Raw genomic sequence first — 23,029 nt, 5'->3', positions numbered from 1 at the left:
GTGGATCCGGTAGGTCGCGGGACCCTCCGATGGCGGTGGCGGTCGGACGGGGGCGTAAATGGACCGTTAGGTCAAGAATCCGTATCATCGACGCCATGGCGCGTCCCAGGAGCTTCGACGAGCGGCAGGTGCTGCGGGCTGCCCGAGAGGTGTTCTGGGCCCGTGGCTACGCCGCGACGTCCCTGGAGGCCCTGACGAGTGCCACGGGGCTGGGAAAGGGCAGTCTGTACGGGGCGTTCGGCGACAAACGGCAGCTCTTCCTGCGGGTCCTGGACGACTACCGCGCCGAGCAGCTCGACGGGGTCCGGGAAGCGCTGGGCGGACCCGGCAGGGCGCTCGCACGGCTGACCCGTCTGCTCGAGGGCGCGGCGGCGGGCTACGGGGCCGACCTGCAACGGCGCGGTTGCTTCCTGGTCAACAGCACCTCCGAACTGCACGGCCGGGATCCGGACGTGGTCGAACGTTCCCGCACGACCTACCAGGAGGTCGAGGGCCTCCTCGCCGCGTGCGTGAAGGAGGCGCAGCGCGAGGGAGACCTGGATCCGGGGGCCGATCCGCAGGAGCTCGGCCGGCTGCTGCTGGCCGTCCTGCAGGGGATGGAGTTCCTCGCCAAGACCCGCATGGACGCGTCGGGGCTGCTGCAGATCGGCCGGGCGGCGCTGGCCCGCCTCCCGCGTCCCTGACCGGCGCGGTATCATAACGGTCGTTACAGATCGCGGGGCAGGAGGCCACCATGGCGGGAGGACGGCCGCGCGCCTTCGACGTCGACGAGGTGCTGGACCGGGCGCTCGAGGTGTTCTGGCGCCAAGGCTACGAAGGCACCGGGATCTCCGACCTGACCCGGGCCATGGGCATCAACCCGCCGAGCCTGTACGGCGCCTTCGGCAACAAGGAGGAGCTGTTCAAGCGGGTCCTCGACCACTACGCCGACGGCCCTGCCCGTTACATCCGCGAGGCGTTCGCCGAGCCCGACGCGCGCCGCGTCGTCGAGCGGCTGCTGCACGGCGCCGCGGACGCCACGACCCGGCCCGACTGTCCTCCGGGCTGCCTCACCGTGCAGGGAGGCCTCGCATCGTCGCCCGGGTCGGAGACCGTGCGCGCCGAACTCACCGCGCGCCGGGCGTCCGGCGAGGCGGCGCTCCGGCTGCGCCTGGAGAAGGCGCGGGCGGACGGGGAACTTCCCGCCGACGCCGATCCGGCCGATCTCGCCCGCTACTTCATCACGGTGTACCAGGGCGTCGCCGTGCAGGCCGCGGGCGGCGCGACCCGTGAGGAACTGCACCGGGTCGTCGATCTCGCGTTGGGCGCCTGGCCCGCGGAGCCGGCGGCCGGCTGACATTGCCGAAGGGGAGGTCCGCGGGCGTGAGCGCCGACAGCGGGCCGACCAACCCCGTGGTCATCCGGCGCTGTCGCGGCGACCTGCGCGGGGCCGGACCCGTCGAGTCCCGACGCGGCGCGGGGGCGGGCGGGAGCCTCGTGCGCGAACTCGCCCCCACCGCCATCGCCGACGTGCTCCGCCACACGCACTGGTTCAGCGGGCGAGGGCGGCGAGTTCCCGCCACTGCGGCAGCGGGACGGCGGAGTCCGCGGTGACGACGTGGAGGCAGACGTGATCGGCGCCGGCCTGGTGATGGGCGCGGACGCGGGCGCCGATGGCCTCGGTGTCGCCCCAGGCCACGACGGCGTCGATGAGCCGGTCGCTGCCGCCTCCGGCCAGGTCGTCCTCGGTGAAGCCCTGGCGGAGCAGGCTGCGGGCGTAGTGGTCCATGGCGAGGAACGCCCCGAGGAAGTCCCGGGCGGCGGCGCGGGCCCTGGCAGGGTCGCGCTCCGGCACGACCGCCTGATAGGGCGCCAGGAGGGGGCCGGGTCCGAGCAGTTCCCTGGCCGCCGCAGAGTGCTCGGGGGTGACCATGAACGGGTGCACACCCGCGGTGCGTCGTCCCGCGAGCCGGACCATCTTCGGCCCCAGCGCGGCCATGACGCGCTCCCCGGCCGGTACGGGGGCCGGGGCTCCGTCGAGCTCGTCCAGGTAGGCGTCCATGTCCGACAGGGGCCGGTAGGGGCGCCCCGCGCCGCGTGCGGCTGCCGCGTCGCTGACGCCGAGGCCGAGGAGGAGCCGGCGGTCGTACCGCTGCTGCAGCCGCGCGTGTCCCGCCGCCATCTCCGCCGCCCGGTGGCGCCAGATGCTGAGCACTCCGACCGCGACGCGCGCGGTGCGGGTGGCGCGGAGCAGCCGTTCGGAGTCGCCGAGGATGTCGCCGCCGCCGAGTCCCGGGATCCACAGGGCACCCCAGCCCATCGCGTCGAGTTCGGCTGCGGCGTCCTCGATCGCTCCCGGATCGGCCGTGCGCAGCTCGATGCTCCAGATCCCTGTCCGTCCCATGTCCATCGCGTGTGTCCCGTCTGTGCTGGTGGTACCGGTACGTACGGCTGTCACCGAGGCCTCCCCGCCGTGGACGGGGAGGCCTCGGCGGCGGTCAGACCTGGTTGGTGCCGCCGTCGACGAAGAGTTCGATGCCGGTGATGAAGCTGCTCTCGTCGGAGGCGAGGAAGACGGCCGCGGCGGCGACCTCCTCGGGCCGGCCCATCCGGCCGAGCGGGATCTGGCCTTCGAGGTAGCCCTTGAGCTGTGCCCTCTGCTCGGCGTCGGCTGCGAGGCCGTCGATGCCGGGTGTGTCGATCGTGCCGGGGCTGATGGAGTTGACCCGGATCGAGCGGCCCCTGAGCTCGTTGGCCCAGGTCCGGGCGAAGGAGCGCACCGCCGCCTTGGACGCCCCGTAGACGCCGAACGCCTCGTTGCCGACCGAGCCCGCGGTGGAGCCGGTCAGGATGACCGAGGCACCGTCGTTGAGCAGCGGCAGCGCCTTCTGCACGGTGAAGAGCAGGCCCTTGACGTTGGTCGCGAAGATCTCGTCGAAGTGCTGCTCGGTGACCTGCTCCAGGGTGGAGAAGCTGCCGCCGCCCGCATTGGCGAGGAGCACGTCGATGCGCCGCCCCTGCTGGGCGACGGCGGCGTAGAGCCGGTCGAGACCGGCCAGGTCGGAGACGTCGCTGTGGACACCGGTGGCGCGGGGTCCGATCTCCGCCACGGCGGCGTCGAGCGCGTCCTTGCGGCGGCCGGTGACGAACACGTGCGCGCCCTCGGCGGCGAACCGCCGAGCGGTGGCCAGGCCGATGCCGCTGGTGCCGCCCGTGACGATGGCGGTCCTGCCGTCAAGCTGTCCCATGGTGTTGCTCCGAATCGCAGTGAGTGATCGCCAAAGCCCCTGTCGTAACAAGATATGTTACGTATTGGCGCAGGGGATTCCCTCCGGTATTCGCCGTGCCCCGTTCGGGGTGCCGCGAGGAGGGGTGGCGGGCTGGTGAGTTATGTAGTGGTCGATATGAAACTAGGCCGACCTGCGGGGGGTGTCAAGCGCCCCTTCTGGCGATATGGACCGCACGGTACGGAATCATTGATGTGTACCACACGGTCCATAACCGGCGGGGCAGGGGAGGAGCGGGCTCACACCTGCTGCTGGCCGCCGTCGACGAAGAGCTCCACCCCGGTGACGAAGGTGCTCTCGTCGGAGGCCAGGAAGGCGACCACGTCGGCGACCTCCTCGGGCCGTCCCATGCGGCCGAGCGGCACCGTGCCGACCAGGGTGTCCAGCAGGCGGCGGTTCTGCTCGGGGTCGGGGGCCAGGCTGTTGACCCCCGGGGTCTCGACCGGTCCCGGGCTCAGGGTGTTCACCCGGATGGCGCGGCCCTTGAGCTCGTTGGCCCAGGTCCTGGCGAAGGAGCGCACGGCGGCCTTGGAGGCGCTGTAGACGGTGAACCCCTCCGGGCCGCCGCTGCCCGCCGTCGATCCGGTGAGGATGACCGAGGCGCCGTCGTTGAGGAGCGGCAGCGCCTTCTGGACGGTGAAGAGCACGCCCTTCACGTTCGCCCCGAAGGTGGCGTCGAAGTCCTGCTCCGTCACGTCCTCCAGGCGGGCCAGCCTGCCGCCGCCCGCGTTGGCGAAGAGGACGTCGATGCGCCGTCCCGCGGCCTCGACCTGGGCGAACAGCCGGTCCAGGTCGGCGGGGACGGCAACGTCACCGCGCACACCGGTGGCCCTTTCCGAGCCGATCGCGGCGACCGCGCCGCGCAGTTCCGGCTCCCGGCGGCCGGTGAGGAAGACGTACGCGCCCTCCGCGGCAAGGCGCTCGGCGGCGGCCAGCCCGATGCCGCTGGTCCCACCGGTGACCACCGCGGTCTTCCCGTCGAAACGCCCCATCGCCGGCCTCCAGCGTCGCCCGTGATCAGTATCCGGCGGCCCGGCCGCCGCCGCACGGCGGGTGCGGGCGCCCGGGTGCCGGCGCCCGGGTGAGTCCGCGGGGCGTACGCGACGAGCGTGTCAGGGCCGTACGAAGCGGCCGTTCCTCCGGAACCGGGACCACACCGGGCACTTCGGCGCCCTCTGCCCGCCCTCCGGCTTCGCATCTGTGCAACTGCGCGTACTCCCCCCGGTTTTCGTCTTGTCACCCGGGTGTGATCACCACGAGGGTGCAGGGCGAGCCGCGGGCGCGAAGGTGCGCCGTGCATCCGATGTCCCACTACCGAGCCCGGGTCACTCCGGGCTGCCGGAGGCATTCGTCCATGTCAACACGCATACGGCCCAGACCGGTTCACCGATCCGGCCGCACCGGCCTGTCCGTCCTGCTCGCCGCCGCCGTCGCCCTGGGCGTCACCGGCCTGACCGGCCCCGCCCACGCCGCCGACCCCACCACCGGCACCGGCACCGGCACCGGGGCGGTGCCCGCGCCGCAGCCGGCCACCGACACCCCCGCCCTCGTCGACGGCCTCACCGACACGGCCGACGCCTCCGTCCCCGCCGCCACCGCCGCCCGCACCCACCTGGCCGGCCACCGGGACCGCTACCGCATCCCCGCCCCCGACCGCGACCTGACCACCGACGCCGTCACCACCGACGCCGACGGCACCGAGACCGTCCGCCTGGGCCAGAAGTACCGCGGCATCCCCGTCCTGGGCGCCCAGTACGTCGTCCGCATGAACCACAAGGACGGCAAACGCACCGTCACCGGCACCTCCGGCTCCTACTTCACCGCCCTCGACCTCGACACCACGCAACCCACCCTCCCCGCCCCCACCGCCGTGCAGGGCGCGGTGCGTCAGGTGCGCGCGGAGCTGGCGAAGGGCGGATACCGTCCCGCGCACGCCAAGAGCGCCAAGGACGACCTGACCGGCACCGACCGCGGGCTGACCGTGCTCCCCACCGGCAAGGGCGTGCTCGCCCGCCACGTCACCGTGCGCGGCACCGACCCGGCCACCGGCGCCCCGGTGGTCCAGGAGGTCTACGTCGACGCCGCCACCGGCGTCGCGGTCTTCGAGTACGGCGGCCTGCCCACGTTCGCCCCGACCGGCTCCGCCGGCGGCGCCACGCACCGCAGCGGCACCTCGATGCGGGGCGGCGCACCCGCGGCGGCGACCGGGTCGACGGGCGTCACCGGCAGCGGCGTCCTGCTCAGCGGCACCACCGTGCCGCTGAACCTCACCAAGGACGCCGGCACCGGTCAGTACCTGCTGCGCGACACCGCGCACATGGCCGACAGCAAGAGCCACAACGTCATCCAGACCTGGGACGCCTCCAGCGTCTGGTACCAGGACGTGTCGGGCCAGTGGCCGGAGAGCGTCGTGCCCTTCGCGATGCCGACCACGAAGGCGCCGCAGGAGATGACCGACAGCGGCGCGGTGGACGCCCACTGGGCGGCCGGTAAGGTGTACGAGTTCTACCGCGGCACCTTCCGGCGCGACAGCCTCGACGGCAAGGGCATGGCCATCAACTCCCTGGTCGGCGTCACGGACTTCGGCTCGCCGTTCGTCAACGCGTTCTGGGACCACACCAAGATGGTGTACGGCACCGGTGACGACGAGTACCGCTCCCTCGCCTCCGACCTGGACGTCGTCGGCCACGAGATGACGCACGGCGTGGTCGAGCACACCGCCGACCTCGTCTACGCCGGTCAGTCCGGCGCCATGAACGAGGCCATCGCCGACTACTTCGGCAACGTCATCGACGTCACCGTCAACCGCACCTCCATGACCGACCCCGAGGCCGGCCTCATCGGCGGCGACCTCTGCCGGACCCGGGCGCCGAAGGACTGCGCCTTCCGCGACCTCAACGACGGCGCCACCACGAAGGGCTTCCTCGGGCTGCCCCTCGGCTCGTCCTACGACAACGGCGGAGTGCACGTCAACTCCACGATCTTCAGCGGCTCGCTGTGGGACATCCGCGAGAGCCTCGGCGGCGAACTCGCCGACAGAATCGTCTACAAGGCCCTCACCTCCTACATCACCCCCCTCGACGGCTTCGACGAGGGCCGTGACGCGGTCATCGCCGCCGCCAAGTCGCTGCACGTCAAGGGCGACCGCCTGGCCAAGGTGAAGAAGGCCTTCGACGCCCACGGCATCGTCCCCGGCTGGGAGCAGGACCTGGGCCTCGACAGCGACGTGCTGATGGGCCGGCTCGGCACCCTGATGCAGTACGTCGGCACCGGCAACAGCCCCAGCGCCCACGGCGACTGGTGGGCCGCCCCCAAGTCCAGCGCCGACGGCACCGAGCCGTACGCCGTGTGGACCGGCCGCACCGACGGCAAGGGCAAGCCCCGCCGGATCTCCCCGGTCGACGGACGCTCCCACCTCAGCCCGGTCACCGACGGCAAGCGCGTGGTGTGGGTGGCGGTCGGCGACGTCCCCGGCGACGACCCCTGGCTGCACACCTACGACGTCCTGTCCGCGCCCGTGGGCGGCGGCGCCGTCACGACGCTGTACAGCACCACCTCGGAGATCAGCGGCCTGAGCGTGGACGGCGACACGGTCGCCTGGTCCCGCCGTGACGAGGCGACCTCGCTGCAGCGGGTCCTGTACCTGAAGGGCGGCGACACCACGCCGCGTCAGGTGCCGCTCGGCCGGGACTACAACCAGGCGGTCGAGCCCGCCGTCAAGGACGGGCGCATCGCGTACATCCACGACGGCATGTTCGACGGCACCTACGGAGTCGTCGTGGAGGTCTTCGACACCCGGACCGGGAAGACCGCCACCCTTGGCGCGCCCTCGCAGCCGGAGTGGATCAGCACGCCGGTGATCACCGCTGCCGGGGTGTACTGGCTGATCGACACCGACTACACCGACGACGACTTCACCACCCTGCGCCGGGCGTCCGTCGACGGTTCCACCGTCACCGACGTCATCGCGGAGAAGGGCCCGCGCCCCGTCCGGGCGTTCGGCCTCACGGCGTCGGACACCGCGGTCACGCTGACCGTGTACGCCTCGTTCTCACAGGTCTTCGACGACTACAACGACTCGCTGGCCAAGCTCCACCAGTTCACCCCGCAGGGCACCCCGCTCGGCCGGGTCTCCTGCAGCAAGGGCCAGCAGTCGAACGCCGCCGCAGGCACCGGCAGCCGCGTCCTGTGGATGGACACCACCACCACGGACACCGACCTGGTGACCCGGGCCCGCCCCGCGGGCACCTGCCGCTGAGCGGCCGCGACACCGCACCACCCCGACGGGGGCCAGGACCGGCACACGCCGGACCGGGCCCCCGCCGGCCTTTCCGCGAGGCGTACGATCATCACGCGGGGCGCGGACGTACAGGGGTGGCAGGCTGCATGGATGTCTCATCGGGCGGTCCTTGGGCGGGGACGGGGCTGGGCCCCCTGGGCGGCCGGGTCCTGGAGTACTTGGTGAGCCATCCCTCGGCGGACGCCGCCGCGGTGGCCGAGGCGGTCGGCACGTCCGCCGACGAGGCCGAGCGGACGCTGCGGGGCCTCGAGGACGAACTCCTGGTCATCCGCATCCCCGGTGGGTCCCCGCGCTGGAAGGCCGGCCCGCCGCGCTCCTCACTGGGTTCCCTGCTCGCCCGCAGGCGGAGCGAACTGGCCCGTACCGAGCTGTTCATGGAGCAGCTCGACGAGCTCTACCGCTCCGTCGCGCACCCCGGCGCGCCGAACCTGGTGGAGGTCCTGGAGCACGGCGACGAGGTCGCGGCCCGTTACGCGTACCTGCTGAAGGGCAGCAGGAGCGAGGTGCTGCACCTGGCCAAGCCGCCCTACGTGACCGGCACCGAGGACGACTCGGGCCACCGGGACCCGGACCGTACCGCCGTCGCCCCGGGCGTACGGCTGCGGTCGGTGTACGAGGCCGACGGCTTCACCGACGAGGTGTCCCTGGAGACCGCGCTGCGCGGCACCGCGGTGGGCGGTGAGTTCCGCCTCGGTACCCGGCTCCCCGTCAAGCTGGCGCTCTTCGACCGGACCGCCGCCCTCCTCCCGCTCCAGGGCGACCGGCCCTCGGCGGGATCGCTGGTGGTGCACTCCCCGGCCCTGATCGAGGTGTGCGTCGCGCTCTTCGAGGGCATCTGGGAACGCGCGACACCGGTCTCACTGGAGAGCCGCCAGGACTGGCCCGTCGCGCGCCGCGAGCGGGAGACCGTGGAGACCGACGAACGGACCCGGGAGATCCTCCACCTCATGGCCACGGGGATGAAGGACGACGCCATCGCCAGGGTGCTGGGCGTGAGCCGGCGGACGGTGCAGAAGCACGTCAGTGAGGCGGGCACCGCCCTCGGCGCCCGGACGAGGTTCCAGATCGCGCTCCTCGCCCATGAACGCGGCTGGCTGGACGGCTGAGCCGGCCGCCCGCGGCCCCGCCCGGCCGTTTGGCCTGCGCTATACGCGGTGTTTGCCGATATAAAACGTTCAATCACTATATACGGCACATACGGGTGCAAACCTGGAGTGTATGCGTACTTCGGAGCTGTCGAATCCGTATGGCGCGACCGGCGCACGACCGACCGCGGGCGAGATCGTGGACCGGCCCTGGCACATGCTGATCGGCGGGGAGGCGACCGACGCGGCCTCGGGCCAGACCCTGGACGTGGTCAATCCCGCGGACGAGACGGTGGTGACCCGGATACCCCTCGGCGGCGTCACGGACGTCGACGACGCGGTGGAGGCGGCCCGTACGGCGGCGCCCGCGTGGGGGGCCACCTCCGTGACGGAACGGGCGCGGGTGCTGGTCGCCCTCGCGGAAGCGATCGAGGAGCACGGCGAGGAACTGGCCTGGATCGACACCATCGACAACGGCAGCCCGGTCGCGGTCATGCGGGGCGACTTCCGCGTCGCCGCCGCCCAGCTGCGCTACTTCGCCGGACTCGCCCTCCAACTGCGCGGCGAGACCGTCCCCATGGCCGACCACGACGCGCTCGACTACACGCTGCGTGACCCCTTCGGCGTCGTCGGGCGGATCATCCCGTGGAACCATCCCCTGATGTTCGCGGCCGCCCGCATCGCCGCACCACTCCTCGCAGGCAACACCGTCGTCCTGAAGCCCGCCGAGGCGACCTCGCTGTCCGCGCTGCGGCTGGGCGAACTGGCCGCCGGCCTCGTACCGCCCGGGGTCCTGAACATCGTGCCGGGCCTGGGCTCCATGGCGGGCGAACGGCTGGTGACCCACCCCGACGTCCCGCGCATCGCGTTCACCGGCTCGTCCACCACCGGACGCCGCGTCCAGGCACGTGCGGCGAGCGCCGCGGTCAAGACGGTCACCCTCGAACTGGGCGGCAAGAACCCGCTGGTCGTCTTCGCCGACGCCGATGTGCACGCGGCCGTGGACGGCGCGATGGCGGGCATGAACTTCACCTGGCAGGGCCAGAGCTGCGGCTCCACGTCACGCCTGCTGGTCCACCGCTCCCTGTACGAGCGCGTCGTCAAGGAAGTGGGCAGGCGCATGGACGCCATGCGCCTCGGCGACCCGGCCGACCCCACCACGGACATCGGCCCCCTGGTCTCCGAGGAGCACTACCGCAAGGTGACCTCCTACATCCGGGCGGGACTGTCCGACCCCGCCCTCCGCCTCGTCGCGGGCGGCAGCGCCCCGCACCGGCCCGGCTACTACGTACGGCCCACCCTCTTCGCGGCCCACGCCGGCCCCTCCGGGCCGCTGTTCCGGGAGGAGATCTTCGGGCCGGTGCTGGTGGCGGCGCCCTTCGACGCGTACGACCAGGCGATCGCCGAGGCCAACGCACTGCCGTACGGCCTGACCGCCAGCGTCTGGACCACCGACCTGCACACCGCCATGGCCGCGGCCCGCGACCTGCGCGCCGGCTACGTGTGGATCAACGCCAGCTCCGCGCACATCCCCGGGACCGCTTTCGGCGGGGTGAAGAACTCGGGCGTCGGCCGGGAGGAGGGCATCGAGGAGCTGGAGTCCTACACCCAGCCGAAGAACGTCTACGTGCGGTTCTGAGTCCGCTCCGCACCACCGGGCCGGACGGCCCTCCTCGCCCACCCTGACCCCCGCTGCGGCCGGCCACGCCCGCTCGGGGGTCGCCGCTGCTCCGAGCCCCGCCGACCGCGCCGACGTGCCACGTCACCCCCGTCACCCGTTCGGCCGGGCGGCGTCAAAGTGGCGTCAAGCCGCTCCGGGGCCGCGTCAGGAACCCGCTAACGAAGCTCGTCGGGGGCACTGCGGGGCGCTTCGCTACGTACACCGGTTTTTCACCGGCGCCGCGGGCCCGACCGGGTACGCGGCATCGTCCCCACACGACTTCCGGGGTGTCTCCGCATGCCAGATGTGGCCTTCATCGTCCTCACCGTCGCTGTCTTCGCCGTGCTCGGCCTCGTGGCCAAGGGGGCGGAGCGGCTGTGAGCATCGAAAACGTCGTCGGACTCGTCGTCGCCGTGGCCCTGGTCGGTTACCTGGTGCTGGCACTGATCTACCCGGAGAAGTTCTAGTGAACGACACCCTCGCGGGCTGGCTCCAGATCCTCGCGCTGGTCGGCGCGCTGGCCCTGACCTACCGGCCGCTGGGCGACTACATGGCCCACACCCTCACCTCCGCCAAGCACCTGCGCGTCGAGCGCTTCGCGTACCGGCTCGGCGGGGTCGACGGTGACGCGGACCAGAAGTGGTCCGTCTACCTGCGGAGCGTGCTGGCCTTCTCGGCCGTCTCCGTCCTCTTCCTCTACGGCTTCATGCGGCTGCAGAACCACCTGCTGCTGTCCATAGGCATGCCCGCCGTGACGCCCGGCGTGTCCTTCAACACGGCCGCCTCCTTCGTCACCAACACCAACTGGCAGTCCTACTCCGGTGAGTCCACGATGGGCCACCTGGTGCAGATGTCCGGTCTCGCGGTGCAGAACTTCGTGTCGGCCGCCGTCGGCGTCGCAGTCGTGGCCGCCCTGATCCGGGGCTTCACCCGCAAGAAGACCGACCGCATCGGCAACTTCTGGGTGGACCTCACCAGGATCGTCGTCCGTGTGCTGCTGCCGATCGCCTTCGTGATGGCGATCGTGCTGGTGGCCGGTGGCGCCATCCAGAACTTCCACGGCGTGGAGTCGATCTCCACCCTCGTCGGCGACCACCAGAGCCTCACCGGTGGCCCGGTCGCCTCCCAGGAGGCCATCAAGGAGCTGGGCACCAACGGCGGCGGCTTCTACAACGCCAACTCCGCCCACCCCTTCGAGAGCCCCAACCCCTTCACCAACTGGCTGGAGATCTACCTCCTGCTGGTGATCGCCACCTCCCTGCCGCGCACCTTCGGCCGCATGGTCGGCGACAACCGCCAGGGCTACGCGATCATCGCCGTGATGGGCGTGATCTGGGCCGCATCGGTCGCCGTCATCACGGTGAACGAGCTGCACAGCGTGAGCAGCCAGGCCGGCCACGTGGCGGGCGGCATGATGGAGGGCAAGGAGCAGCGGTTCGGTGTGTGGGGGTCGGCGCTGTTCGCGGCGTCGACGACGCTCACCTCCACGGGCGCCGTCAACTCCTTCCACGATTCGTACTCGCCCATCGGCGGCGGGATGACGATCTTCAACATGATGCTCGGTGAGATCGCCCCCGGTGGTACCGGCTCCGGCCTCTACGGCATCCTCATCCTGGCGATCATCGCGGTCTTCGTGGCCGGTCTGATGGTCGGCCGCACCCCGGAGTACCTGGGCAAGAAGCTCGGCGGCCGGGAGATGAAGTTCGCCTCCCTCTACATCCTCACCACCCCGGCGATCGTCCTGATCGGTGCCGGCCTCGCCATGGCGATGCCGGGTCAGCGCGCGGGCATGCTCAACTCCGGTGCGCACGGTTTCTCCGAGGTGCTGTACGCCTTCACCTCGGCCGCCAACAACAACGGCTCGGCCTTCGCGGGCCTGACCGTCAACACCGACTGGTACAACACCGCGCTCGGCCTGGCCATGCTGTTCGGCCGCTTCCTGCCGATCGTGTTCGTCCTGGCGCTGGCCGGCTCCCTGGCCCGGCAGCAGCCGGTGCCGGCCACGGCGGGCACGCTGCCCACGCACCGGCCGCAGTTCGTCGGCCTGCTGACGGCCGTGATCCTGATCGTCGTCGGCCTCACCTACTTCCCGGCCCTGGCGCTGGGTCCGCTCGCGGAAGGTCTGTCCTGATGTCCCTGACCACCCTCGAACCCCCCGCGTCGCCGGGGGGCACCCCGACCGGGCCGCAGCAGCCGCACCGGGTCTCCGGCGGCATGATGGACCCGAAGCAGCTCCTCACCTCGCTGCCGGACGCGGTCAAGAAGCTCGACCCCCGGGTCATGATCAAGAACCCCGTCATGTTCGTGGTCGAGGTCGGCGCGGTCCTGACCACCCTCTCGGCGATCAAGGACCCCAGCGTCTTCGCCTGGGTCATCACCGTGTGGCTCTGGCTGACCGTGATCTTCGCCAACCTCTCCGAGGCCGTCGCAGAGGGCCGCGGCAAGGCGCAGGCCGAGACCCTGCGGCGGACGAAGACCCACACCGTCGCCCGTCGGCTGATCGACTGGCGGCCTGGGGCCACCTCGCTCCGTGAGGAGGAGGCCCCGGCCTCCGGCCTGAAGCTGGGCGACCACGTCGTCGTCGAGGCCGGGCAGATCATCCCCGGTGACGGCGATGTCGTCGAAGGCGTCGCGTCGGTCGACGAGTCGGCGATCACCGGTGAGTCGGCCCCGGTCATCCGGGAGTCCGGTGGTGACCGCAGCGCGGTCACGGGCGGCACGAAGGTGCTGTCGGACCGGATCGTCGTCCGCATCACCTCCAAGCCCGGTGAGACCTTCATCGACCGGATGATCGCCCTGGTGGAGGGCGCGGCCCGGCAGAAGACGCCCAACGAGATCGCGCTGAACATCCTGCTGGCCTCGCTGACCATCGTCTTCCTGCTCGCGGTCGTCACCCTGCAGCCGTTCGCGATCTACGCGGGCGCCGAGCAGAGCATCGTCATCCTCGCGGCGCTCGTCGTCGCGCTCATCCCGACGACGATCGGCGGCCTTCTGTCGGCGATCGGCATCGCCGGCATGGACCGCCTGGTGCAGCGCAACGTGCTCGCCATGTCCGGCCGGGCCGTCGAGGCCGCCGGCGACGTGAACACCCTGTTGCTCGACAAGACCGGCACCATCACGCTCGGCAACCGCCAGGCGTCGGAGTTCCTGCCGGTCAAGGGCAACACGGCCGCCGAACTGGCCGACGCGGCGCAGCTGTCGTCGCTGGCCGACGAGACGCCCGAGGGCCGTTCCGTCGTCGTCCTGGCGAAGGAGAAGTACGGCCTGCGCGAGCGGCACGAGGGCGAACTCGGGCACGCCGAGTTCGTGCCCTTCACCGCGCAGACCCGGATGTCCGGCGTGAACGTCGACGGCCGCCAGGTCCGCAAGGGCGCCGCGTCCGCGGTGACCGCGTGGGTCGCCGAGAACGGCGGCCGGGCCGGCGAGGAGGTGCAGTCCCTGGTCGACCGCATATCGCAGTCGGGCGGTACGCCGCTCGTCGTGGCGGTCAAGGAGGACGGCGCGGCCCGTGTGCTGGGTGTCATCCACCTGAAGGACGTGGTCAAGGAGGGCATGCGGGAGCGGTTCGACGAGCTGCGGCGGATGGGCATCCGCACGGTGATGATCACCGGTGACAACCCGCTGACGGCCAAGGCGATCGCGGACGAGGCGGGGGTCGACGACTTCCTGGCCGAGGCGACGCCGGAGGACAAGATGGCGCTGATCAAGCGGGAGCAGGCGGGCGGCAAGCTCGTCGCGATGACCGGTGACGGCACCAACGACGCCCCGGCGCTGGCCCAGGCCGACGTGGGCGTGGCCATGAACACCGGCACCTCGGCCGCCAAGGAGGCCGGGAACATGGTGGACCTGGACTCCAACCCCACCAAGCTGATCGAGATCGTGGAGATCGGCAAGCAGCTGCTCATCACCCGCGGCGCGCTGACCACCTTCTCCATCGCCAACGACGTGGCGAAGTACTTCGCGATCATCCCCGCGATGTTCGCGATCGCGTACCCGGGCCTGGACAAGCTCAACATCATGCAGCTGCACAGCCCGCAGTCGGCGATCGCCTCGGCGATCATCTTCAACGCCCTGATCATCGTCGTGCTGATCCCGCTCGCCCTGCGCGGCGTGCGCTACCGGCCGTCGTCGGCCTCCGCGCTGCTGACCCGCAACATCTGGGTCTACGGCCTGGGCGGTCTCGTGCTGCCGTTCGTCGGCATCAAGGCGATCGACCTGATCATCCAGTTCATCCCCGGCCTCAGCTGACAGAAGAAGGCAACCCATCATGTTCGGCTCCCTGCCCACCGTGGTCCGCAACCACGTGGCCGCCCTGCGGATGCTGCTGGTGTTCACGGTGCTCCTGGGCATCGCGTACCCGCTGGCCGTCACCGGCGTCGCCCAGGCGGCGTTCTCCGACCAGGCCAACGGCTCCAGGATCACCCAGGACGGCAAGACCGTCGGTTCCAGCCTCATCGGCCAGAACTTCACCCTCCCGAAGAAGGACCCGAACGACGCCGACGAGGTCGCCCAGCCGGACCCGAAGTGGTTCCAGCCGCGACCCGGTGGCTACGATCCGCTGGTCACCGGCGCCTCCAACCTCGGCCCGAACGACGAGGACCTGGTGAAGACCATCAAGGAACGCCGGGCCGCGGTCGCCGAGTTCGACGGCGTCGCCCCCGAGGACGTGCCGGTCGACGCCGTCACGGCCTCCGGCTCCGGCCTCGACCCGCACATCTCGCCCGAGTACGCCCGCGAGCAGGTCGAGCGGGTCGCCCAGGCCCGCGGCCTGGACGCCGCCGCCGTGCGCAAGCTGGTGGAGGACCACGTCCAGGGCCGGACCCTCGGCTTCCTCGGCGCGGAGCGCGTCAACGTGGTGGAACTCAACCAGGCGCTCACCGAGCTGAAGTGACGTCCTGTCACCGTCGAACCGCCCGTACCACGCCGCCCGGCGGCGCAGGGATCACCTGCGCCGCCGGGCGGCGTGACACCCGCACAAGGAAGGACTCCCGGTGACGCAGCCAGTCGTCCCGGCCCCGGCCGGCACTCCCCACGGACGGCCCGGCAGACTCAAGGTCTTCCTCGGGGCGGCCCCCGGAGTCGGGAAGACCTACCGCATGCTGGACGAGGCGCGCCGCCGGGGCGCCCGGGGCACCGACGTCGTCGTGGGGTACGTCGAGTGCCACAAGCGGCCGCTCACGGAGGAGATGCTCGACGGTCTGGAGATCGTGCCCCGCGCGGAACGCGAGTACCGGGGCACCGTCTTCACCGAGATGGACCTCGACGCCGTCCTCGCCCGCGCACCGCAGGTGGCACTCGTCGACGAGATGGCCCACACCAACATCCCCGGCGGCCGCCACGCCAAGCGCTGGCAGGACATCGAGGTGCTCCTCAGGGCGGGCATCGACGTGATCACCGCCGTCAACATCCAGCACCTGGAGTCGCTCAACGACGTCGTCGAGAAGATCACCGGCGTGCCGCAGCGGGAGACCGTCCCGGACGAGGTCGTCCGCCGCGCCGACCAGATCGAGCTCGTCGACATGCCCGCCGAGGCACTGCGCCGCCGGATGGCCCACGGCAACGTCTACGCCCCGGAGAAGGTCGACGCGGCCCTGTCGAACTACTTCCGCGTCGGCAACCTGACCGCGCTGCGCGAACTCGCCCTGCTCTGGGTCGCCGGACGCGTGGACGAGGCGCTGCAGAAGTACCGCTCCGAGCACGGCATCGGACGCGTCTGGGAGATCCGGGAGCGCGTGGTGGTCGCCGTGACCGGCGGCCCGGAGGGCGGGACCCTCATCCGCCGCGCCGCCCGGATCGCCGCCCGGTCCGCCGGTGGCGACCTGCTCGCCGTACACATCGTGCGCAGCGACGGACTGGCCGACGCCTCGCCCGCCGCGCTGGCCAAACAGCGGGCCCTGGTGGAGAGCCTCGGCGGCACCTTCCATTCCGTCGTCGGCGACCACGTCCCCGATGCCCTGCTGGACTTCGCGCGGGCCGAGAGCGCCACCCAGCTGGTGATGGGCACCAGCCGGCGCGGGCGACTCTCGCAGTTCCTCACCGGGCGCGGGGTCGGCGAGACCATCGTGGAACGCTCCGGCGACATCGACGTCCACATGGTCACCCACGAGCGCGCGGGACGTGGCCGCCTCCTGCCCGCCACCGGCAGCTCGCTGCCCACGGCGCGGAAGGTGGCGGGCCCCGTCGCGGGATTCGTCCTGCCCGCCCTGCTCACCGCGGTGCTCGCCAACAGCCGGGGCCACCTGAACCTCACCAGCGAGGCGCTGCTCTTCCTGCTGACCGTGGTCGGCGTCGCCTGCATCGGCGGCGTCGTCTCCGCGCTGCTCGCGTCCCTGACCGCGTCCCTGCTGCTGAACTACTACTTCATACCGCCCATCGGCCGGTTCACCATCGGCGAGACCAACAACATGCTGGCGCTGGCCGTGTTCGCGCTCGTCGCCGTGACCGTCGCGACGATCGTGGACCGCTCGCTGCGGCTGTCCAGACGCGCGGCCAACGCCACCGCCGAGGCCGAGACGCTGTCCTCCCTCGCCGGGAGCATCCTGCGCGGCGACCAGGCCGTCGAGGCCTTGCTGCACCGTACGCGGGAGGCCTTCGGCATGGAGTCGGCCGAGCTCGTGCACGGCTCCGACGGCGGGGCGGCGCCGGTGGACGATCCCGCGGACGGCGTGGTGGCCGTGCCCGTCGGACCGGACGACGTCCTCGTCCTGCGCGGCCGCCGCCTGGCGGCCTCGGAGCGGCGTGTGCTCATCGCCTTCGCCGGGCACGTGGCCTCCGCGCTGGAACGGGCCCGGCTGGCCGAGGCCGCCGCGGAGGTGGAGCCCGTCAGGGCGGCCGACCGCATGCGGACGGCGCTGCTCGCGGCGGTCAGCCACGACCTGCGCACCCCGCTGGCCGGCGCCTGGGCGGCCGTCAGCTCGCTGCGCAGCCGGGAGGTCGAGTTCTCCGCCGAGGACCAGGAGGAACTGCTGGCCACCGCGGAGGTGTCCCTGGACCGGCTCAACCGGCTGGTGGACAACCTCCTCGACATGAGCCGGCTGCAGGCCGGCGCGCTCAGCCTCGCCCTCGAGCCCGCCTCCGTGGCCGAAGCGGCCTCGCTCGCCCTCGACAGCCTGGCCGAGAGCGCGGTCCCCGTCACCACCCGGGGTCTGGCGGACGTACCGTTCGCGCTGGCCGACCCGCCGCTCCTGGAACGTGTCATCGCCAACCTGGTGACCAACGCCCAGCGGTACGCCCCGGAAGGCACCGCGGTCCTGGTCAGCGCCAGCGCCCTCGGCCCGCGCATCGAGCTGCGCGTCGCGGACCGCGGACCCGGCCTCCGGCCCGCCGACCGGGAAAGAGTCTTCGAACCCTTCCAGCGGCTCGGCGACACCGACAACACCACCGGCCTCGGCCTCGGGCTCGCCCTCTCGCGCGGCCTGACCGAGGCCATGGGCGGCACCCTCACCCCCGAGGACACCCCTGGCGGAGGTCTCACCATGGTCCTGTCCCTGCCCACCGCCGGCGGTCCGGCCGACGTGCCCGCCGCCCCCGTCGGCGGGGAGGAGGCGTTGACATGAGGCGCGTCCTGATCGTCGACGACGAACCGCAGATCCTGAAGGCGCTGGACATCAACCTGACGGCACGTCACTACGCCGTCGCCACCGCCCCCGACGGCACCACGGCACTGCTGCTGGTGTCCCGGCAGCCACCCGACGCCCTCATCCTCGACCTCGGCCTGCCCGACATGTCCGGCACCGACATCATCCATGGCGTGCGCGCCTGGAGCCCGCTGCCCATCATCGTGCTGTCCGGGCGGACCGGGCCGGCCGACAAGGTCGAGGCGCTGGACGCGGGGGCCGACGACTTCGTCACCAAGCCGTTCTCCATGGACGAGCTGGCGGCCCGGCTGCGCGCCGTGCTGCGCCGCCCGCCCGTCCTGGAGGAGCCGGAGACGGTCACCATCGCGGACTACCGCGTCGACCTGGGCGCGTTCACCGTCGAGCGCCGCTCCGGCAAGGGCGTGGCCCCGCGGCTCACGCCCACCGAGTGGCGGCTGCTCGCCCCGCTGCTGCGCAATCCCGGGCGCCTGATCACCGGGCGCCAGCTGCTGCGCGACGTATGGGGCCCCGGCAACGAGAAGCGCACCAACTACCTGCGGGTCTACCTGGCCACCCTCCGGCACAAGCTGGAGCCGGACCCCGCCCACCCGCGCCACCTGATCACCGTGCCGGGCATGGGCTACCGCTTCGAGCCCTGAGCGGACGCACCGCACCCCGCCCGGTGGGGGCCCACCGGGCGGGGTGCGTTCGTCGTCCGCCCGCGACGCCCGCGTCGGAGCGGGCCGGGCCGGCGGTCAACGTGCCTCGACGGCGGGCGTGATCCCGCCCGGGCGACCCGCTCCCGCGGGCCGCCCGACGCCGTAGTGGACGTACTCACCGAACAGCCGGAAACCCGCCGTCCAGGCCAGCCGCCGGCTGGGCCGGTTACCGCGCGAGCACGTCCAGCTGGGTGTGTGACCGCGGGCCGCGACGTCGCCGCACAGGCCCGAGAGGCAAGCGAGCGCCAGCCCCTCGCGGCGGTGGCCGCGCAGCGTGACGACCGCGAGGTCCTCGTACACGCCGCCGAGGAAGTACGTACACGCCAGCGAGACCAGGCGGCCCGAGCGGAACGCCCCCCACGCGTGGCCCGACGCGGCGAGCCCGTGCGCACCGCCCCAACTGCGGGTGATCCAGCCGGCGTCGTCGCCCGCGCCGGCCACGGCCGCTCCGTCACCCGGCGCCAGCCTGCGCACCACCACGTCCCGCGGCGGCAGCCTCCGCGGCACCGGCCGCGACTGCACCCAGATCATCCGCTCCCAGGGCACGATCCGGTCGAACGCCGCCCCCAGGACCGGCAGGAAGCGCGTACGCGCCAGGACGTAGCCGTCGTGTCCCAGGGCGGCGAGCGCGTCCGGGTCGACGTACCGGGGATCGCCCTCCAGCAGCACGTGGTCCGCGCACGCCACCGCGACCGCGCGGGGGCCGACCGCGCGGTCCGCCCACCACTGCCCGTTGCCGGTCGCCCTCACGTGCTCCGCGAGAGCCACGGGCCCGGGCACCCCGGAGGGGAACCACCCGTCCAGGGAGGGGACTTCGATCACCGGTGACCACACCTTCCGCGTACGCCGTGGTACGTGCTGCGAAACGGACGGCGGTGCGGACCGGGGTCGTCGACCCTGCGGTCCGCACCGCCGTGAGGACATCAGCCCTGGCCGGGCTTGTTGCCGTGACCGGCGCCCTTCTTGCGCCTGGCCCTCTTCTTGCGGGCACGCTTCGACATGGTGGTCCTCCCTTCAGGCGGTGACGAGCAGGTCGGCGACCTTGCACAGACGGCGCACCGTGCGGTCCTCGACCGCGGTCCGGGCGGCCGGGGCGAGCGCGGCCCGGTCGTAATAGGCGCCCGGGACGAGTTCGGTCTCCGGGTCGCACAGCCGGGCCACCCGCGCGGCGCCCTCGGCGGCGGGCTCGCCCTCGTGCGCGTACAGCGGCAGCAGGCGCGTCTCGCACACCCCGGGGTGCACGCTGACGGCCGTGACGCCGGCGGGCGCGGCCGCCCGGGCGAAGACGGTGAGGGCCAGCTGCGACTGGGCGTACGCCGCGTGCCGCGAGTAGCGGCGGGAACGGGTCAGGTCGCTCCACGCCAGGGAGGCCGACCGGTGCGTCGCGGACGACACGTTGACCACCCGGGCGCCGGGGCGCGCCGTCAGCGGACCCGCCAGCTCACGGGTGAGCAGGTAGGCCGCCAGGAAGTTCACCTGGAAGGAGATCTCGTGGCCGTCGGCCGTGAGGGTGTGGCGCTCCGGCGCGACGACCGCGGCGTTGTTGACGAGGACGTCCAGCGCGGGATGCAGGCCCCGCACGGTGGCCGCCAGGTGGCGGACCTCGGAGAGCCGGGTGAAGTCGGCCACCGCCAGGCGCAGCCGGACGCGTTCGGTGCCGACCGCCACCAGCCGCTCCACCGCGTGGTGCGCCGACTCCGTGTCGCGACCGTGGACGATGACCGTGCAGCCCCGCTCGGCGAGCAGCCGGGCGGTCTCCCACCCGATGCCGGACGTCGCCCCGGTGACCAGGGCGGTGCGCGGGGGGACGACGGGGACGAAGGACGCAGACATGGACCACTCCGTGGATCGGTACGCCACATCGCGCCGGACACGGGGGTGACGGCGCTCGCGTACGGGGAACAGGGGCGGCCGCCCGGGGCGGCCACGGGACACCGGTGCCCTCAGGACACCGGCGGGAGGACAGCGCGCGGTACCGGAGGCACCCGATGGGGTGGCCGGTCGTCATGGCGCGGACCGCTGTTCACGCTCCCCATCCAATGCCGCGGCGGATCCGCGGACAAGGACCGGCGGCGATTCCTGACGACGCCCTGACGCCCGCCCCGCCCGCCCGCCGTGGCGGCGTCACCGGCGGGCGTACGGGCACGTCAACGCCGCGTCAGAATCGCCCTCCCGTACCGCAAAGGACCTGTCAGGAGCGTGCCGCGGTCCTCCCGGCGACGGTGTGCTGGTGACCGTCCACCGGTGAACAGACCAGCAGAAGGCACCCCCGAGCATGCAGCCCCTGGCTCCCTCGACCGACCGCACCCCGGCCCCGCCCACGCAGCCGCCCGTACGCCCCCGTGGCAGGCGCAAGGTGTCCGCCGGCCTGCTGGATCCCCGCCTGCTCCTGGAGGCCTTGCCCGAGGCGCTGCGCAAACTCGACCCCCGCCGCATGGTGCGCAACCCGGTCCTGTTCGTCGTCGAGACCGGCGCCGCGCTGACCACCGCCTCGGCGGTCGTGCACCCGAGCGTCTTCGCCTGGGTGATCAGCGCCTGGCTCTGGCTCACCGTCGTCTTCGCCAACCTGGCGGAGGCCGTGGCCGAGGGCCGCGGCAAGGCCCAGGCCGAGTCGCTGCGCCGCACCAGGACCGACACCGTCGCCCGACGGCTGACCGGCTGGCGCCCCTACGGCCGTGACCACACCGAGCAGACGATCCCCGCCGCCGAACTGAAGCCGTTCGACGTCGTCCTCGTCGAGGCCGGGGAGACCGTGCCGGGCGACGGTGAGGTCGTCGACGGGATCGCCGCCGTCGACGAGTCGGCCATCACGGGCGAGTCCGCCCCGGTGATCCGGGAGGCGGGCGGCGACCGTTCGGGGGTCACCGGCGGCCTAAGGTGCTCTCCGACCGCATCGTCGTGCGCGTCACCTCCCGCCCGGGCCGGACTTTCCTCGACCGCATGATCGCCCTGGTCGAGGGCGCCACCCGGCAGAAGACGCCCAACGAGATCGCCCTCAACATCCTGCTGGCCTCGCTCACGATCGTCTTCATCCTGGTCGTCGTCACCCTCCAGCCGATGGCCGCCTACGCGGACGCGGCGCAGAGCACCGTCGTCCTCGTGGCCCTGCTGGTCACCCTGATCCCGACGACCATCGGCGCGCTGCTCTCGGCGATCGGGATCGCCGGCATGGACCGCCTGGTGCAGCGCAACGTGCTGGCGATGTCCGGGCGCGCCGTCGAGGCGGCCGGCGACGTCTCCACCCTGCTGCTGGACAAGACCGGCACCATCACGTTCGGCAACCGCCGGGCCGCCGCGTTCATCCCGCTCACCGGTGTCGACGCCATGCAGCTCGCGCAGGCCGCGCAGGTCTCCAGCCTCGCCGACGAGACCCCCGAGGGCCGCTCCATCGTCGTCCTGGCCAAGGAACGGTACGGGCTGCGCGCCCCGTCGGAAGGCGAGCTCGGACAGACCCGCTTCGTGCCCTTCACCGCACGCACCCGCATGAGCGGGGTCGACCTGCGCTGGGAGGACGGCGCGGGCGCCTCCGTGCGCAAGGGCGCGGCCGGCACGGTGGCCGGCTGGGTCACCGGTCGCGGGGGCCAGGTCCCCGAGGAGGCCGGCCACCTGGTGGACGCCATCGGCGCCTCGGGCGGCACCCCCCTGCTGGTGGCCCTCGACGACTGGAACGGCGCGCGGGTGCTCGGCGTCGTCCACCTCAAGGACGTCGTCAAGGACGGCATCCGCGAACGCTTCGCGGAACTGCGGCGGATGGGCATCCGCACGGTGATGGTCACCGGGGACAACCCGCTCACCGCGCGCGCCATCGCCGACGAGGCCGGCGTCGACGACGTGCTGGCCGAGGCGACCCCGGAGGACAAGCTCGCCCTCATCAAGCGGGAGCAGGCCGGCGGCAACCTGGTCGCGATGACCGGTGACGGCACCAACGACGCCCCGGCGCTGGCCCAGGCCGGCGTGGGCGTGGCCATGAACACCGGCACCTCGGCCGCCAAGGAGGCCGGGAACATGGTGGACCTGGACTCCGACCCCACCAAGCTGATCGAGATCGTCGAGGTCGGCAAGCAACTCCTCATCACCCGGGGTGCCCTGACGACCTTCTCCATCGTCAACGACGTGGCGAAGTACTTCGCGATCATCCCCGCGATGTTCACGGCGACCTATCCCGGGCTGTCCGCCCTCAACATCATGCGGCTGCACAGCCCGGCGTCCGCGATCACCTCGGCGATCATCTTCAACGCCCTCATCATCGTGGCGCTGATCCCGCTGGCGCTGCGCGGCGTCCGCTACACGCCCTCCTCGGCGGGCGACCTGCTGCGGCGCAACCTGCTGGTGTACGGGCTCGGCGGACTGGTCCTGCCGTTCCTGGGCATCAAGCTCATCGACATGGCCGTGGTGCAGTTCGTGCCGGGCCTCGGCTGAGCG

The 23,029-nt window shown here is 72.3% G+C and carries 16 protein-coding genes and 1 pseudogene; 12 read left to right on the top strand and 5 right to left on the bottom strand.

The window, feature by feature from the left end; all coding sequences use genetic code 11:
- Nucleotides 1-95 precede the first annotated feature (95 nt).
- Entirely contained in the window at nucleotides 96-683 is a 588-nt protein-coding gene (locus AC1VWI_RS03725) for a TetR/AcrR family transcriptional regulator (RefSeq protein WP_499509458.1), read from the top strand.
- 50 nt (nucleotides 684-733) lie between these two features.
- On the top strand, nucleotides 734-1,336 hold the full coding sequence (locus tag AC1VWI_RS03720; RefSeq protein WP_499509457.1) for a TetR/AcrR family transcriptional regulator: 603 nt from the start codon (nucleotides 734-736) through the stop codon (nucleotides 1,334-1,336).
- Nucleotides 1,337-1,531: 195 nt separating this feature from the next.
- Here the strand turns inward: AC1VWI_RS03720 and AC1VWI_RS03715 are convergent, their stop codons facing one another.
- The 3 genes from AC1VWI_RS03715 to AC1VWI_RS03705 form a co-directional block, all read right to left on the bottom strand.
- Nucleotides 1,532-2,389, bottom strand: coding sequence for a TIGR03620 family F420-dependent LLM class oxidoreductase (locus tag AC1VWI_RS03715; protein WP_499509456.1), 858 nt, complete (start codon nucleotides 2,387-2,389; stop codon nucleotides 1,532-1,534).
- Nucleotides 2,390-2,477: 88 nt separating this feature from the next.
- Nucleotides 2,478-3,227 carry a glucose 1-dehydrogenase gene (locus AC1VWI_RS03710; protein ID WP_499509455.1) on the bottom strand — a complete coding sequence of 250 codons (750 nt, stop codon included), beginning with the start codon at nucleotides 3,225-3,227 and terminating at the stop codon, nucleotides 2,478-2,480.
- Between the two features lie 278 nt (nucleotides 3,228-3,505).
- Nucleotides 3,506-4,258: an SDR family NAD(P)-dependent oxidoreductase gene (locus AC1VWI_RS03705; protein ID WP_499509454.1), complete on the bottom strand. Its 753-nt coding sequence runs from the start codon at nucleotides 4,256-4,258 to the stop codon at nucleotides 3,506-3,508.
- 362 nt (nucleotides 4,259-4,620) lie between these two features.
- Here AC1VWI_RS03705 and AC1VWI_RS03700 point away from each other — a divergent pair, with 362 nt between their 5' ends.
- The 9 genes from AC1VWI_RS03700 to AC1VWI_RS03660 all read left to right on the top strand — a co-directional run bounded on the left by AC1VWI_RS03700 (nucleotide 4,621) and on the right by AC1VWI_RS03660 (nucleotide 18,547).
- A complete protein-coding gene (locus tag AC1VWI_RS03700) occupies nucleotides 4,621-7,524 on the top strand; it encodes a M4 family metallopeptidase (protein ID WP_499509453.1) in 2,904 nt (967 codons plus the stop codon).
- A gap of 128 nt (nucleotides 7,525-7,652) precedes the next feature.
- The gene (locus AC1VWI_RS03695; protein ID WP_499509452.1) at nucleotides 7,653-8,672 is read left to right on the top strand and encodes a helix-turn-helix transcriptional regulator; all 1,020 of its coding nucleotides are present in this window, start codon (nucleotides 7,653-7,655) and stop codon (nucleotides 8,670-8,672) included.
- 112 nt (nucleotides 8,673-8,784) lie between these two features.
- Complete coding sequence (locus tag AC1VWI_RS03690) at nucleotides 8,785-10,290, top strand: aldehyde dehydrogenase family protein (protein WP_499509451.1); 1,506 nt, start codon at nucleotides 8,785-8,787, stop codon at nucleotides 10,288-10,290.
- A 398-nt stretch (nucleotides 10,291-10,688) separates the two neighbouring features.
- On the top strand, nucleotides 10,689-10,778 hold the full coding sequence (gene kdpF, locus AC1VWI_RS03685; protein WP_326579416.1) for a K(+)-transporting ATPase subunit F: 90 nt from the start codon (nucleotides 10,689-10,691) through the stop codon (nucleotides 10,776-10,778).
- Nucleotides 10,778-12,442 carry a potassium-transporting ATPase subunit KdpA gene (kdpA, locus tag AC1VWI_RS03680; RefSeq protein WP_499509450.1) on the top strand — a complete coding sequence of 555 codons (1,665 nt, stop codon included), beginning with the start codon at nucleotides 10,778-10,780 and terminating at the stop codon, nucleotides 12,440-12,442. Before kdpF ends, kdpA begins: the two co-directional genes overlap by 1 nt.
- An 83-nt stretch (nucleotides 12,443-12,525) precedes the next feature.
- Complete coding sequence (gene kdpB, locus AC1VWI_RS03675; protein ID WP_499516709.1) at nucleotides 12,526-14,559, top strand: potassium-transporting ATPase subunit KdpB; 2,034 nt, start codon at nucleotides 12,526-12,528, stop codon at nucleotides 14,557-14,559.
- Between the two features lie 19 nt (nucleotides 14,560-14,578).
- Nucleotides 14,579-15,202, top strand: coding sequence for a potassium-transporting ATPase subunit KdpC (gene kdpC, locus AC1VWI_RS03670; protein ID WP_499509449.1), 624 nt, complete (start codon nucleotides 14,579-14,581; stop codon nucleotides 15,200-15,202).
- Nucleotides 15,203-15,302: 100 nt separating this feature from the next.
- Nucleotides 15,303-17,867, top strand: a complete 2,565-nt coding sequence (locus tag AC1VWI_RS03665) for a sensor histidine kinase (protein ID WP_499509448.1) — start codon at nucleotides 15,303-15,305, stop codon at nucleotides 17,865-17,867.
- Complete coding sequence (locus AC1VWI_RS03660; protein ID WP_499509447.1) at nucleotides 17,864-18,547, top strand: response regulator; 684 nt, start codon at nucleotides 17,864-17,866, stop codon at nucleotides 18,545-18,547. Before AC1VWI_RS03665 ends, AC1VWI_RS03660 begins: the two co-directional genes overlap by 4 nt.
- A gap of 96 nt (nucleotides 18,548-18,643) precedes the next feature.
- Here the strand turns inward: AC1VWI_RS03660 and AC1VWI_RS03655 are convergent, their stop codons facing one another.
- Complete coding sequence (locus AC1VWI_RS03655; RefSeq protein ID WP_499509446.1) at nucleotides 18,644-19,429, bottom strand: GNAT family N-acetyltransferase; 786 nt, start codon at nucleotides 19,427-19,429, stop codon at nucleotides 18,644-18,646.
- A gap of 192 nt (nucleotides 19,430-19,621) precedes the next feature.
- On the bottom strand, nucleotides 19,622-20,440 hold the full coding sequence (locus tag AC1VWI_RS03650; protein ID WP_499509445.1) for an SDR family NAD(P)-dependent oxidoreductase: 819 nt from the start codon (nucleotides 20,438-20,440) through the stop codon (nucleotides 19,622-19,624).
- Nucleotides 20,441-20,882: 442 nt separating this feature from the next.
- Here AC1VWI_RS03650 and kdpB (AC1VWI_RS03645) point away from each other — a divergent pair.
- A pseudogene (gene kdpB / locus AC1VWI_RS03645) lies at nucleotides 20,883-23,026 on the top strand (potassium-transporting ATPase subunit KdpB).
- Nucleotides 23,027-23,029: the final 3 nt, after the last annotated feature.

It is taken from the genome of Streptomyces sp. TOM-9, from assembly GCF_056858595.1.
Note: the sequence above shows the minus strand (reverse complement) of the source record. Positions and strands in the feature narration are given on the sequence as shown.

Bases quoted from the DNA above. Each gene is read 5' to 3' on its own strand.
- AC1VWI_RS03700 (WP_499509453.1), top strand. From the start codon at position 4,621: ATGTCAACACGCATACGGCCCAGACCGGTTCACCGATCCGGCCGCACC.
- AC1VWI_RS03660 (WP_499509447.1), top strand. From the start codon at position 17,864: ATGAGGCGCGTCCTGATCGTCGACGACGAACCGCAGATCCTGAAGGCG.
- AC1VWI_RS03715 (WP_499509456.1), bottom strand. From the start codon at position 2,389: ATGGACATGGGACGGACAGGGATCTGGAGCATCGAGCTGCGCACGGCC.
- AC1VWI_RS03710 (WP_499509455.1), bottom strand. From the start codon at position 3,227: ATGGGACAGCTTGACGGCAGGACCGCCATCGTCACGGGCGGCACCAGC.
- AC1VWI_RS03720 (WP_499509457.1), top strand. From the start codon at position 734: ATGGCGGGAGGACGGCCGCGCGCCTTCGACGTCGACGAGGTGCTGGAC.
- kdpB (WP_499516709.1), top strand. From the start codon at position 12,526: ATGATGGACCCGAAGCAGCTCCTCACCTCGCTGCCGGACGCGGTCAAG.
- AC1VWI_RS03705 (WP_499509454.1), bottom strand. From the start codon at position 4,258: ATGGGGCGTTTCGACGGGAAGACCGCGGTGGTCACCGGTGGGACCAGC.
- AC1VWI_RS03725 (WP_499509458.1), top strand. From the start codon at position 96: ATGGCGCGTCCCAGGAGCTTCGACGAGCGGCAGGTGCTGCGGGCTGCC.
- kdpC (WP_499509449.1), top strand. From the start codon at position 14,579: ATGTTCGGCTCCCTGCCCACCGTGGTCCGCAACCACGTGGCCGCCCTG.
- AC1VWI_RS03690 (WP_499509451.1), top strand. From the start codon at position 8,785: ATGCGTACTTCGGAGCTGTCGAATCCGTATGGCGCGACCGGCGCACGA.
- AC1VWI_RS03650 (WP_499509445.1), bottom strand. From the start codon at position 20,440: ATGTCTGCGTCCTTCGTCCCCGTCGTCCCCCCGCGCACCGCCCTGGTC.
- AC1VWI_RS03695 (WP_499509452.1), top strand. From the start codon at position 7,653: ATGGATGTCTCATCGGGCGGTCCTTGGGCGGGGACGGGGCTGGGCCCC.